The organism is Pantoea sp. B65 (assembly GCF_047308185.1).
In the GTDB taxonomy this organism is placed as follows: domain Bacteria; phylum Pseudomonadota; class Gammaproteobacteria; order Enterobacterales; family Enterobacteriaceae; genus Erwinia.
The window spans coordinates 158,598-171,755 of record NZ_JAHXPU010000016.1; the positions used below are offsets into that span (position 1 = coordinate 158,598).

Annotated in this window: 13 protein-coding genes; 9 read left to right on the forward strand and 4 right to left on the reverse strand. The window is 52.9% G+C overall.

What is annotated here, in order from left to right:
* Positions 1-17: 17 nt before the first annotated feature.
* Positions 18-239: a zinc ribbon domain-containing protein gene (locus JWF83_RS06125; RefSeq protein WP_413649313.1), complete on the forward strand. Its 222-nt coding sequence runs from the start codon at positions 18-20 to the stop codon at positions 237-239.
* A 17-nt stretch (positions 240-256) separates the two neighbouring features.
* Here the strand turns inward: JWF83_RS06125 and JWF83_RS06130 are convergent, their stop codons facing one another.
* Entirely contained in the window at positions 257-1,018 is a 762-nt protein-coding gene (locus tag JWF83_RS06130; RefSeq protein ID WP_413649314.1) for a DeoR/GlpR family DNA-binding transcription regulator, read from the reverse strand.
* A 100-nt stretch (positions 1,019-1,118) separates the two neighbouring features.
* Here JWF83_RS06130 and JWF83_RS06135 point away from each other — a divergent pair, with 100 nt between their 5' ends.
* Together JWF83_RS06135 and JWF83_RS06140 are read left to right on the forward strand one after the other, a co-directional pair.
* Positions 1,119-1,718, forward strand: coding sequence for an NUDIX domain-containing protein (locus JWF83_RS06135; protein ID WP_413649315.1), 600 nt, complete (start codon positions 1,119-1,121; stop codon positions 1,716-1,718).
* A complete protein-coding gene (locus tag JWF83_RS06140; protein ID WP_413649316.1) occupies positions 1,715-2,095 on the forward strand; it encodes an NUDIX hydrolase in 381 nt (126 codons plus the stop codon). The genes JWF83_RS06135 and JWF83_RS06140 overlap by 4 nt, the downstream gene beginning before the upstream one ends.
* 1 nt (position 2,096) lies before the next feature.
* Here JWF83_RS06140 and JWF83_RS06145 read toward each other — a convergent pair whose 3' ends face one another.
* From JWF83_RS06145 to xseA, 3 genes are all read right to left on the reverse strand, one after another.
* Positions 2,097-2,429: a protealysin inhibitor emfourin gene (locus tag JWF83_RS06145; protein WP_413649317.1), complete on the reverse strand. Its 333-nt coding sequence runs from the start codon at positions 2,427-2,429 to the stop codon at positions 2,097-2,099.
* A complete protein-coding gene (locus JWF83_RS06150) occupies positions 2,426-3,442 on the reverse strand; it encodes a M4 family metallopeptidase (protein ID WP_413649318.1) in 1,017 nt (338 codons plus the stop codon). The genes JWF83_RS06145 and JWF83_RS06150 overlap by 4 nt, the downstream gene beginning before the upstream one ends.
* 148 nt (positions 3,443-3,590) lie before the next feature.
* Positions 3,591-4,952, reverse strand: a complete 1,362-nt coding sequence (gene xseA / locus JWF83_RS06155) for an exodeoxyribonuclease VII large subunit (RefSeq protein WP_413649319.1) — start codon at positions 4,950-4,952, stop codon at positions 3,591-3,593.
* 171 nt (positions 4,953-5,123) lie between these two features.
* Here xseA and guaB point away from each other — a divergent pair, with 171 nt between their 5' ends.
* The 6 genes from guaB to JWF83_RS06185 all read left to right on the forward strand — a co-directional run bounded on the left by guaB (position 5,124) and on the right by JWF83_RS06185 (position 13,109).
* A complete protein-coding gene (gene guaB / locus JWF83_RS06160; protein ID WP_413649320.1) occupies positions 5,124-6,590 on the forward strand; it encodes an IMP dehydrogenase in 1,467 nt (488 codons plus the stop codon).
* 193 nt (positions 6,591-6,783) lie between these two features.
* Positions 6,784-8,364 carry a glutamine-hydrolyzing GMP synthase gene (guaA, locus tag JWF83_RS06165; RefSeq protein ID WP_413649321.1) on the forward strand — a complete coding sequence of 527 codons (1,581 nt, stop codon included), beginning with the start codon at positions 6,784-6,786 and terminating at the stop codon, positions 8,362-8,364.
* A 216-nt stretch (positions 8,365-8,580) separates the two neighbouring features.
* Positions 8,581-8,781, forward strand: a complete 201-nt coding sequence (locus tag JWF83_RS06170) for a hypothetical protein (protein WP_413649322.1) — start codon at positions 8,581-8,583, stop codon at positions 8,779-8,781.
* A 309-nt stretch (positions 8,782-9,090) separates the two neighbouring features.
* Positions 9,091-10,179: an ABC transporter substrate-binding protein gene (locus JWF83_RS06175; RefSeq protein ID WP_413649323.1), complete on the forward strand. Its 1,089-nt coding sequence runs from the start codon at positions 9,091-9,093 to the stop codon at positions 10,177-10,179.
* 97 nt (positions 10,180-10,276) lie between these two features.
* Entirely contained in the window at positions 10,277-12,046 is a 1,770-nt protein-coding gene (locus JWF83_RS06180) for an ABC transporter permease (RefSeq protein WP_413649324.1), read from the forward strand.
* Positions 12,039-13,109, forward strand: coding sequence for an ABC transporter ATP-binding protein (locus JWF83_RS06185; protein ID WP_413649325.1), 1,071 nt, complete (start codon positions 12,039-12,041; stop codon positions 13,107-13,109). The genes JWF83_RS06180 and JWF83_RS06185 overlap by 8 nt, the downstream gene beginning before the upstream one ends.
* Positions 13,110-13,158 lie beyond the last annotated feature (49 nt).

Here is a 13,158-nt window from a genome sequence, read left to right on the forward strand (position 1 = left end):
ATGCCGAAGGGGAAAGGATGAATCAGTTATGTCCGCTCTGCCAGCAGCCGTTATCCGCCAGCGAAAACGGCTTTCACTGCCAGCACTGCGCCAGTGATTATGCCCGTCAGGCGCTCTGTCCTGACTGCCATCAGCCATTGCAGGTACTGAAAGCCTGTGGCGCGGTTGACTATTTTTGCCAGAACGCGCACGGGCTGATTTCGAAAAAACGGGTGCAGTTTGTGCCGGTCACTGCCTGAACCGTCCGCGGCACCGCTTAACTCTGTGCACTGACAATGGTGATGCCTTTTTGCTTAAGCTGAGCGATCAGTTTTGGGCTGGAGGCGTTTTCCACCACCATGGCGTTTGCCAGGGTGATTTCGCCAATCGTATATTGCGATGCGGCATTCAGTTTATCGCTGGAGGCCAGCACTACCACTTCTGCCGCGCGTGCCGCCAGCGCACGTTTAATATAGGCCTCCTCCAGATCGCCGGTGCTCAGACCCGCTTCCAGATGCACGCCCGTCACCCCCATAAAATAGATATCGGCGTTGATATGGGAAATTGCTTCAACCGCTGCGGCACCGACAGAGACAATGGAGTGCTTATATAGCCGCCCGCCGATGATGATGACCTCAATTAACGGATGATCGACCAGCCCCATCGCCACACTCGGGCTGTGCGTCACCACGGTGGCCGCAAGGGTCCTGGGCAGGCACTTCACCAGCTCGGCTGAGGTGGTGCCGCCATCAATAATCACCACCTGCCCGGGCGCAATCATCTCCGCTGCCGCTTTCGCAATAGCGCGTTTCGGTGCGATCTCTATCTGGCTTCTTTCTGAAAAAGTGACCACCGCGCTGGAGGCTGGCAACGCGCCGCCATGCACACGCTGAAGTAAGCCCTCACTTGCCATTTCACGCAGGTCGCGTCGGATAGTATCTTCAGAAACCTCAAAAAAATCACTGAGTTGCTTTGCCAGAACCTGACCTTCACTGGTCAGTTTTTCCATAATTATCTTTTTGCGCTGTGAAGTAAGCATCACCTTTACCTTGAGTCAGTGCGGGGATAGTTTGCACGAATTTTCTTGACCATGCACGAAATTGCACGTTATTGTCAATTCCTGATATCGGAGGATGATTATGACAGCAACTAAAGAGAGAGTACGCATTATTGATTCCGTCATTTTGTCAGATGACTGGTACCTGTTAAAAAAGACCACCTTTGATTTTTTGCGTCGGGATGGCGTCTGGCAACGGCAAAGCCGTGAAACCTACGATCGCGGCGACGGGGCGACAATATTGCTGATTAATAAAACCACGCAAAACGTATTACTGACGCGCCAGTTCCGCTTTCCGGTTTTTGTTAATGGCCACGACGGCATGCTAATTGAAGCGGCAGCAGGATTACTCGATAACCAGTCGCCGGAAGATCGTATTCAGGCTGAGGCAGAAGAGGAAACGGGTTATCGGGTTCAGCGGGTTAGAAAGATCTTCCAGGCTTATATGAGCCCCGGGTCGGTCACCGAAAAAATACATTTTTTCCTCGGTGAATATTCGGCGTCAGATCGTATTAGCGCCGGCGGCGGCATTGTTGAAGAAGGCGAAGACTTAGAGGTGCTGGAAATGCCATTCAGCGATGCCCTGAACGCAATTGAAGCGGGCATTATTGTCGATGCCAAGACCATTATGCTATTGCACTATGTCGCGCTACACCATCTGATGGAAGAGAGAAGCCGATGAAAGCACAACTGATTTTGATTGCTGGCCCCTATCGCGGCGGCACCGGCGGTGATCCGCAGCTGATGGCAAAAAACCTGTTACGGCTCGAAGAGGTGGCTTTACAGGTTTATCAGCGCGGGCATCTTCCGCTTATCGGCGAATGGCTGGCATTACCGCTCGCCAGCGTGGCGGGTTCGCAACGGCTGGGTGATAAAATAAGTGAAGAGTTTATGTATCCATTAGCGCATCGTCTGATTCAACGGTGCGATGCGATATTACGTATCGCAGGTGAATCGGACGGGGCGGATAATGACGTCAGAGTGGCACAACAACAGGGTATTAAGGTTTATTATCAGCTGGAAGAGATAGCGAATATTAATTCGCTATCTCCGGGCTGAATTACTCGCCATCGCGCCACAACAGTTCAAGTTCAGGTGGCGCGACGTTCTCGGGGATCAAAATAATCAGCGCGCCGTTACTCTGATGAGAAGCGTAGCTGATTTGAATGCGGTAGTAGCGCTGATCGCCGCGCCCGGCAGTGCACGCTGGCCCTGCGGGTTCCCCCTGGGCCAGCGCCTTACGCAGAATATCGCAAACCTGCTCGCGTTTGGGGCTGGCAAGCTCGGCCAGTGTAATGCGCCGTTGCGCTGCCAGTTTCGGCATATAAGCAAAACCGCCTTCACGTGCCAGTTCGATCACCGCGTCGTCGCTAAGTTCCGGCAACTGGCTCATGACAGTACGCCAACCTGCTTCCAGGCCTGTTCAATGGTCTGCGCAACCGTTTTATTAAAGCGTTGCTGACCGTGACGGATAGTGAACTGTGCAAAGGTGGCAAAATTGGCATCCTGCGGCAGGGTTTTATCACACACCGTGTCATACCAGGCATAACCAGCCTGATCCCAGCTGTTGCCGCCCAGCGCTTTTGCTGCCAGATAGAAGGCGTGGTTAGGAATACCGGAATTAAGATGCACGCCGCCGTTATCTTCGCGCGTGGTGATATAATCACGCATATGTGCGGGTTGCGGATCTTTACCCAGCATCGGATCATTATAAGCGCTGCCCGGCTCCGCCATTGAACGCAAGCCCAGCCCTTTGATGCCTTTCGCCAGCAAACCCTCGCCAATAATCCAGTCAGCCTGAGCGGCACTCTGTTTCAGGTGAAACTGTTTAACCATCGAACCGAAAACGTCAGACAGCGATTCATTCAGCGCACCGGCCTGGGAAAAATAGATCAGCCCGGCTTCGGTTTCCGTCACGCCATGGCTCAGTTCATGGGCAACCACGTCTATGGCGATGGTAAAGCGGTTAAAGATCTCGCCATCACCATCACCAAATACCATCTGCTGGCCGTTCCAGAAGGCATTCTGGTACGCTTTGCCGTAATGCACGCTGCCCAGTAGTGATAACCCTTTATTATCCAGTGAGTTGCGTTGATATTTTTGCCAGAAAAAATCATAAGTGATACCCAGATAGTTCCAGGCCTCTTCAGCCGCGATATCACCGTTAGCGGGCTGTCCTTCAGTGCGGATCAGCTCACCCGGCAGGCTCTGCTTCTGCTGCGCATCATAGATTTCGCGATCAACATGGCCTGCGGTCGCTTTTTGCGGCGCCAGCGACTTTTGCCAGTTTTCGGCCATAAGCGCCTGAACATGGGTCAGAGTATTGCGGGCACAGCTCTGTTGCTGTTCTGAACCATGGTCGATGATGTTGCGCAGAATATAGGGGGGAATTACAACATTAGACATTCTTACTCCCTTGCGGTTGGTAAGTGTCTGCAAAGTATAGTCCGGATGGGCGCCTTATGCTGGAAATCTGACCGACGCCGGCAGTGGTTTATGTCTCCGCTGCGCGGTTTTAGCCGCGCGATCGTGGCTGCGTCTTCAATACCGCCGGTTAGCGGCGCGGTTTTTTTAAAGCAGTAATTTCAGTCACCTGACTTTCCACCCAGCCATCATCAAGACGGGTTTTTAGCAGGTCGCCGGGATGGAGCTGTCTGGTCTTTTTCACTACTTTGCCGTCGGCGGCGGTAGTGACGCTGAAACCGCGCGCCAGGGTCGCCAGTGGACTGACGCCCTCCAGCTGAGCGGCGAGGGTGGAGAAATGCTGCTTATTACGATTGAGCTGATTTTGCATACTCTGCTGCAGACGATAGTGCCACTGCTGAAGCTGTTGCTGCGCACGATGGATGCGACCCTGCGGTTGTTGTGCCGCCAGACGCTGCTCAGTGCGTTCCTGCAGGCGCGCAGCCTGACGCAGTCGTAACTGCATGGCATCGTCCAGACGTCGCTGTAGCCGGAACAGGGAGGTCTGCTGACGTGCCAGCCGTAACTGTGGATGCTGTTGCTGCAGGCGATGATGCAACTGGGTAAATCTGCGCTGCTTCTGCGCCAGATAATAATCCATCGCCATCTCCATACGCTGCTGCTGTGACTGCAGCTGGCGTAGCAGCTCGATCTGATTGCGACTGACCAGTTCAGCTGCAGCAGAAGGCGTCGGAGCGCGCAGGTCGGCGACAAAATCGGCGATGGTAACATCAGTCTCATGACCGACGGCACTGACCACCGGGATACGGCTGGCAAAAATAGCGCGCGCCACCCGTTCATCGTTGAAGCTCCACAGATCTTCCAGCGAACCGCCACCGCGTCCGACAAGCAATACATCACACTCGTCACGCAGGTTAGCCAGCTCAATAGCGCGCACAATACTGGCGGGGGCTTCCGCACCCTGCACCGGCGTCGGATAGATCACTACCGGCAGCGACGGGTCGCGGCGGTGCAACACGCGCAGCACATCATGCAGGGCGGCGCCGGTCGCTGAGGTGATAACGCCTACCTGACGCGCCGGATCGGGGAGCGGCTGTTTGAATTGCTGATCAAATAGCCCTTCTGCCGCCAGACGCTGTTTCATCTGCTCAAACTGCTGTTGCAGCAGACCATCCCCCGCCGGCTGCATACTTTCGGCAATCAGCTGGTAATCGCCACGTGGCTCATACAGGGTGATGGTGGCGCGCACTAATACCTGCTGACCATTTTGCGGGCGGAAGGTAACGCGTCGGTTACTGTTGCGGAACATAGCGCAGCGAACCTGGGCGGTTTCATCTTTCAGCGTAAAGTACCAGTGACCGGAAGAGGGTTGGGAAAAATTGGAGATCTCCGCACTCAGCCAGATTTGTCCCATCTCCATTTCCAGCAGCTTACGCACTGTGGTGTTGAGACGGCTTACGGTAAAAATATTTGTTGCTGGCGGTAGCGACATATGTGACGAAGATCAAACTTTAAATCAGAGGGTTAATCAGTCGATACTACATGGCTGGTACAGAGGATCAAGAGTTTTTGTTAAATAATGCTGGAGGCAATCGATTACGGCCTGTATAATGCCGCGGCAATATTTTATCTGTTCTCATTCACCCCAGGTTGAGATATTGCCATGCTAAGAATCGCTAAAGAAGCACTCACATTTGACGACGTTTTACTCGTTCCAGCACACTCTACTGTCCTGCCAAACACGGCGGAACTCAGTACTCAGCTGACAAAATCCATCCGTCTGAACATCCCTATGCTGTCCGCTGCTATGGACACCGTCACCGAAGCGGGTCTGGCCATTGCGCTGGCTCAGGAAGGCGGTTTAGGTTTTATCCACAAAAACATGTCCATCGAGCGCCAGGCGGAAGAAGTTCGCAAGGTGAAAAAGCATGAGAGCGGCGTGGTTACCGATCCACAAACCGTTCTGCCAACCACTCCTCTGAGTGACGTTAAGATTCTGACTGAACGTAACGGCTTTGCCGGTTACCCGGTAGTCAATGGCGCCAATGAACTGGTTGGTATTATTACCGGCCGCGACGTGCGTTTTGTCACCGACCTGAGCCTGCCGGTTTCGGCGGTGATGACGCCGAAAGAGCGTCTGGTGACGGTGAAAGAGGGTGAATCCCGCGAAAACGTGCTGCAGAAGATGCACGAAAAGCGTGTGGAAAAGGCACTGGTTGTCGACGATAAATTCCATCTGCTGGGCATGATCACCGTTAAAGACTTCCAGAAAGCCGAACGTAAACCTAATGCCTGTAAAGACGAACATGGCCGTCTGCGGGTTGGCGCGGCTGTAGGCGCCGGCGCCGGTAACGAAGAGCGTGTCGATGCGCTGGTGGCGGCGGGGGTTGACGTTCTGCTGATCGACTCCTCCCATGGTCATTCCGAAGGCGTACTGCAACGTATTCGCGAAACGCGTGCCAAATATCCTGACCTGCAAATCGTTGGCGGCAACGTAGCCACCGGTGCGGGTGCGCTGGCACTGGTTGCAGCGGGCGTTAGCGCGGTGAAAGTGGGGATTGGCCCGGGCTCAATCTGTACTACCCGTATCGTCACCGGCGTCGGTGTACCGCAGATCACTGCCGTTTCCGACGCGGTTGAAGCGCTGGAAGGCACCGGTATTCCGGTTATCGCCGACGGCGGTATCCGTTTCTCTGGTGATATCGCTAAAGCTATCGCGGCAGGCGCCTCCTGTGTGATGGTGGGCTCTATGCTGGCGGGTACGGAAGAATCTCCGGGTGAAATCGAGCTCTATCAGGGCCGTTCATTCAAATCGTATCGCGGTATGGGTTCCCTCGGCGCAATGTCCAAAGGCTCTTCCGACCGTTACTTCCAGACCGATAATGCTGCTGACAAACTGGTGCCGGAAGGTATCGAAGGTCGCGTGGCATACAAAGGCCGTCTGAAAGAGATCATTCATCAGCAGATGGGTGGTTTACGCTCCTGTATGGGTCTGACCGGTTGTGCTACTATCGACGACCTGCGCACCAAAGCGGAATTTGTCCGCATCAGCGGCGCCGGCATCTCTGAAAGTCACGTGCATGACGTGACCATCACTAAAGAGTCGCCTAATTACCGTATGGGTTCTTAATCGCGCTTCAGATTCACCGCCCGGCGTTGTCGCCGGGTGATTTCATTATCAGTAATACCTTTGTAATTGACGTGGTAGCGGTGTTTGCTCACCTGAATCACTGGCTTTGGTCAGCGTATCGGGATGAGTTGTGTTGCTGCCTTGCTACTACGCCAGTCACTTTGGGTAAATACATCGCTCTGGAATAGCCTCAATGACGACGGAAAATATTCATAAACATCGCATTTTGATCCTCGATTTCGGTTCTCAGTATACCCAGCTGGTGGCGCGTCGCGTGCGTGAACTGGGTGTGTATTGTGAACTTTGGGCATGGGACGTTACCGAAGAACAAATTCGTCAGTTCAATCCGAGCGGTATCATTTTGTCCGGTGGCCCGGAAAGTACCACCGAACACAACAGCCCGCGCGCGCCAGAGTATGTGTTTACCGCCGGCGTCCCGGTTCTGGGTGTGTGCTATGGCATGCAGACCATGGCGATGCAGCTGGGTGGTAAAGTTGAAGGCTCCACCGAGCGTGAATTTGGTTATGCGCAGGTTGAAGTGAAGGTTGCCAGCGCGCTGATCCGCGATATTGAAGATGCCATCAGCCCGGCCGGCAAGCCGTTGTTGGATGTGTGGATGAGCCATGGCGACAAAGTGACCGCCATCCCGTCTGACTTCGTCACCGTCGCCAGCACCGAAACCTGTCCGTTTGCCATTATGGCTAACGAAGAGAAGCGTTTCTACGGCGTGCAGTTCCACCCGGAAGTGACGCATACCCGTCAGGGGCTGCGGATGCTGGAGCGTTTTGTGATGGATATCTGCGAGTGCGAAGCACTGTGGACGCCGGCAAAAATTATTGAAGATGCGGTTGAGCGTCTGCGGGTACAGGTTGGCGACGATAAAGTGATCCTCGGCCTGTCCGGTGGGGTTGACTCTTCCGTGACCGCCATGCTGCTGCATCGCGCAATTGGCGACCGTCTGACCTGCGTCTTTGTCGACAACGGCCTGCTGCGCCTGAACGAAGCTGAGCAGGTGATGGAGATGTTTGGCGACCATTTCGGTCTGAATATTATCCATGTGGCGGCGGAAGCGCGTTTCCTTGATGCGCTGGCGGGTATTGATGAGCCGGAAGCGAAGCGTAAAACCATTGGTCGCGTTTTTGTCGAAGTGTTCGATGAAGAAGCCATCAGGCTGAACGATGTGAAGTGGCTGGCGCAGGGCACCATTTATCCTGACGTGATTGAATCTGCCGCCTCCGCGACCGGTAAAGCGCACGTAATTAAGTCGCACCATAACGTCGGTGGCCTGCCGAAAGAGATGAAGATGGGCCTGGTTGAGCCGCTGAAAGAGCTGTTCAAAGACGAAGTGCGTAAAATTGGTCTGGAGCTGGGTCTGCCGCACAGCATGCTGTTCCGTCATCCATTCCCGGGCCCGGGTCTGGGCGTCCGCGTACTCGGCGAAGTGAAGAAAGAGTATTGCGATCTGCTGCGTCGTGCTGATGCCATCTTTATTGAAGAGCTGCATAAAGCCGATCTTTACAACAAGGTTAGCCAGGCGTTCACCGTATTCCTGCCAGTGCGTTCTGTGGGTGTTATGGGTGATGGTCGTAAATATGACTGGGTTGTTTCTCTGCGTGCCGTCGAAACCATCGACTTTATGACCGCACACTGGGCGCACCTGCCATATGATTTCCTTGGCCGGGTCTCTAACCGCATTATCAATGAAATCAACGGTATTTCCCGCGTGGTATATGATATCTCCGGTAAACCGCCAGCGACGATTGAGTGGGAATGATTTTCCAATAGGAAACGTCTTGCACTAACAGGCACTAAATCATATCTAAGTCCGCGTAATAGCGGACTTTTTTTGTTTTTGGCCTCGTCATTTTTGGCAATGTCTGGCAACGCCAGGCACGGTTTGACCGTGGTATTTTGATGGGGCTTGGTATTAAATTTTCATATCTATATGTTTTATAAAGATTAATATCTTGTTATTTAGAGGTTTTTCAGCATGGTATCAAAAAAGAATAATAGGTCGAAGCATGCTTATGACCTGCCCCTGCACCGGGTTAAACCCAGCTGGAAGGTATTGCTGCATCAGGAAAAAGCAGATGCGGATTTTTTGACAGACCGTGCGGATATTCTTGAGAGGGGAAAATATGCAGATAATAAATATCACTTCGCCAGATATAATGACAATAAAGGGATCTGATGCCGAATAACTATTAAAAAAGTGGTTTATAAGGCGGTGGTGTAATAGCAAAAAGGGTGTTTTTAGCGGGTTTGTGCGCTGATTGTAATGAAAAGAGATTATTTCAATTCATAAGCATTATCTTATCAGGCCATTTATCGCTAAATACGTTAACCCCGAACGAGTAACGCAAGTTGTAATCTGCGTTATTTTAATCACATAGGCGTCACAAAAGTCGAAAAAAACAAACAATCCCCATTGCATCGTGCGAATGACACGCTATATGTTAATTTTATGTTTAAAAATGATAACGGATAAGGGGTCGGGGTTATGTATAAAAAAATAGGTGTTTTAGCTGCCTCACTGGCGACAATATTTTCCAGTCTGGCCCTGGCGGAGGTACCGCAGGGCTATCCGGCAGATTATCAGAAAATTATTGATGCCGGCATCAAGGAGGGCAAAGTTGTCGTCTACTCAACGACCGATACCAAAGCGGCTGGCCCGCTGATCAAAGGCTTTGAGTCGTTGTATCCGGGGATTAAAGTTGAATATAACGATATGAACAGCACCGAACTGTACAACCGTTATATCAGCGAGCAGGCATCTGGCGGCGGCAGCGGTGATGTGGTCTGGAGTTCTTCAATGGATACCGCGCTGAAACTGGCGACTGATTATGCGGCGCAGTACGCCTCGCCGGAGCTGGATAAATTGCCAAAATGGGCGGTCTGGCAGCAGAAAGCCTATGGCACCACCTACGAACCGGTGGTATTTATTTATAATAAACGTCTGATTACGCAGAGCGATGTGCCGGATTCGCATACCGCTCTGGCTAAATTGATTGCCAGTCAGACGGACAAATTTAAAAATAAAGTCACCACCTACGATATTGAAAAATCCGGACTCGGGTTTATGCTGGCCGTCCAGGATCGTAAAGCCGATGCTGACTATTTTAAAACCCTTGCCGGGGTAGCAAAAGGCGGGCTGACGGTACAGTCATCAACCGGCACGATGATGGAACGCGTCTCCTCAGGAGAAAATCTGATTGGTTATAACATCCTCGGGTCATATGCCGAAGCGCGAGCGAAAGGCGATACTTCGCTGGGTATCTCCTACCCGAAAGATTATGTTCTGGTCCTGTCCCGCGTATCATTTATCAGTGACGCAGCGGAACACAGTAATGCGGCGAAACTGTGGTTCGACTATGTGCTGTCGCAAAAAGGGCAGAGCATTCTCGCCAGCCAGTCTGATATCCCCTCCCTGCGTAATGATATTGAGGGGAAAAACGATGTTGACGGCATGACCAAAATGCTGGGCAATGCGCTGAAACCTATCCCGGTTGATGAGTCGCTGCTGGAATATCTGGAGCCGAAAAAACGTCTGGAGTTCATTAAGCAATGGCGTGCCGCCGCCGCCAAATAACATCTGCTTCGGTTGTGTGCGATGGTTAGTTGATGGCGCACAACCGCCTTTATCGCCCAACTGGTTTGCCTTCAACACCTGACCAAAGGGATGACATATGAATATATTGCGCAGAAAGTGGCAGGGGTTGCCGCGCGGCGTGGTGGTATTGATAACGGCGCTGGTTATTTATATACCGCTACTGTTTATCGTCGTGCAGAGTTTCCTCTCAGCGCCTTTTTTTTCCCGTACCAAACAATTCAGTCTGGAGTCGTTTGAATTTATTTTTACCGACCCCGATTTCTATCATGCGCTGGAGTCAGGGTTTATTCTGGCTTTTGGCTTAGTAGTTATTGCCATTCCTCTGGGTGGGATCCTGGCATTTTTAATGGTGCGAACAGATTTACCGGGTCGCAGGATCATTGAACCATTAATTTTGGTACCGATATTTGTTTCCCCGATGGTACTGGGCTTTGGTTATGTCGTGGCAGCCGGTCCGGTAGGGTTTTTCTCGCGCTGGGCGGAGCAACTGATTGGTTTTGTTCCGTGGAACATCTATTCGATGTTCAGCATTGTGGTTATCGCTGGTCTGACGCATGTGCCGCATGCCTATCTTTATATCTCTTCGGCGTTACGCAGCGTGGGTTCAGATGTGGAAGAGGCGGCCCGGACGGTGGGCGCTTCGCCGCTGCAGGTAATGACTGCCGTCAGCTTGCCGATGGTACGTCCGTCAATTCTCTACGCCTGTGTGCTGCTGTTCTTCCTTGGGCTGGAAGTGTTCGGTCTGATGCTGGTGCTGGGCGATCCGGAAGGGAATATGGTCCTTGCCACTTACCTGTATAAACTGACCAACAAGCTGGGTACCCCCTCTTATCATCTGATGGCCGCCGTGGCGGTGGTGCTGATCTGCATTACCATTCCGCTGGTGATGCTGCAACGCCGGCTGATGCGGACCGCGAATCGATTTGTCACCGTGAAAGGCAAAGCATCCCGGGCACGCGCGCTGCCCCTCGGTAAATGGCGCTGGGTTGCCGGTGCGGTAGTGGTTATCTGGCTTACCGTAACCATCGGGGTGCCATTGATTGGCGTGGTGCTGCGGGCCTTTATTTCCAACTGGGGCGTCGGCGTCTCACTGTGGGATGAACTCTCGCTGGATACCTTCCGTAATATCTGGCAGCAACCTAACCTGCTACGCGCCATCGTTAACTCCATGGCCATCGGTGTGTTCGGCGGGGCACTGGCCGTACTGTGTTATCTGTTTGTCGGCATCGCCATGCACCGTAAGCAGGATAATGTCACACGATTCCTTGATTACAGTGTGCTGGTGCCGCGCGCAGTGCCGGGGCTGCTGGCAGGGCTGGCTTTTCTGTGGGTATTTCTGTTTCTGCCTATGTGGTTGGATCAGTCGCTGAAAAATGGCTGGCTTTCGCTGTTGCCGATAGCGGAATGGCTGCGTGAACATCTGATTGTCTGGCTACGATCGTTGCGTAATACCATTTTCAGCGTCTGGCTGGCGTATACCGTGGTATGGATGGCCTATGGGTTACGCCTGATATCGTCGACGTTGTTGCAGGTTGGGCCGGAGCTGGAAGAAGCGGCAAGGAGTACCGGCGCCTCGCGTGGACAGGTTACCCGCCATGTCACCATTCCACTTTCTCGTTATGGTTTGATTGGATCCTGGCTATTAATGTTTCTGATTTTTGAGCGTGAGTATTCCACCGGGGTTTACCTGCTTTCCCCCGGTACCGAAACCATTGGTTCGATGCTGGTTTCTCTGTGGGCCGCTGGCGCCATTGATATTGTCGCCGCCCTGTCCTTTATCAATATCCTGCTGGTGGTCATTGGCCTTGGTGTGGCTCTGCGCTTTGGAGTGAAATTACATGATTGAACTATCGGTAGAAAACCTGCATCTGACCTACGGCGATAACCCGGTACTGAAAGGCGTTTCCATGCAGTTGAACCGGGGGGAAGTGGTCTCGCTGCTTGGGCCTTCGGGGAGCGGGAAAACCACCTTACTGCGTGCTGTCGCCGGGCTCGAAAAGCCGACGCAGGGGAGCATTACCATCGGCAAAAACAGAGTCTTTGATGGTAATTCCCGTAGCGAAATCCCGGCAGAAGAGCGCAACCTCGGACTGGTATTTCAGTCTTATGCCTTATGGCCGCACAAAACGGTGTTTGAAAACGTCGCGTATCCACTCAAACTACGCAAAGTTGCTACGTCTGAAATCAGCCAGCGGGTACAAACCGTACTTGATCAACTCGGTCTGGGGCATCTTGGTAAACGACACCCGCATCAACTCTCTGGCGGGCAGCAACAGCGGGTGGCAATTGGACGAGCGCTGGTCTACAACCCGCCGGTTATTCTGCTTGATGAGCCTTTGTCTAATCTTGATGCCAAGCTGCGTGAAGAGGCCCGGGTATTTCTGCGCGAGCTGATTGTTAAGCTGGGGTTGTCAGCACTGCTGGTGACGCATGACCAGAATGAGGCGATGGCGATTTCCGATCGCATACTGCTGCTTAATAATGGCGTGATAGAACAGCAGGGGACACCGCAGGAAATGTATGGTACCCCTTCGACACTGTTCGCCGCCGAGTTTATGGGAAGTAATAATCGGTTGCATGGCAGGATCACCGCGGTGGATGAGGGTAAGGCGCGCATTGAGGGGGCGAAGTGGGCGTTATGGGGGCGTTGCGGCGCGGGGCTTAGCGTCGGGCAGGAAGGCACGGCGGTTATTCGCGTTGAACGCCTGCATTTCAGCGCATCGCCGGTGGAAAACTCGCTCGAACTGCCCCTGCTGACCAGCATGTATCTTGGTGACCGCTGGGAGTATCTGTTCCGCACGGAAGGGGATGATTTTGCTATTCGCGTGTATGGCCAGGCGTTGCGTGATCCACAACATTGCCATATTGCGCTGCCAGCCAATGACCTATGGATCTTTCCCAAAGCGTAAAAAAATGACGACTCACTGAGTCGTCATTATGTTTGCGGCGGGTATGTGC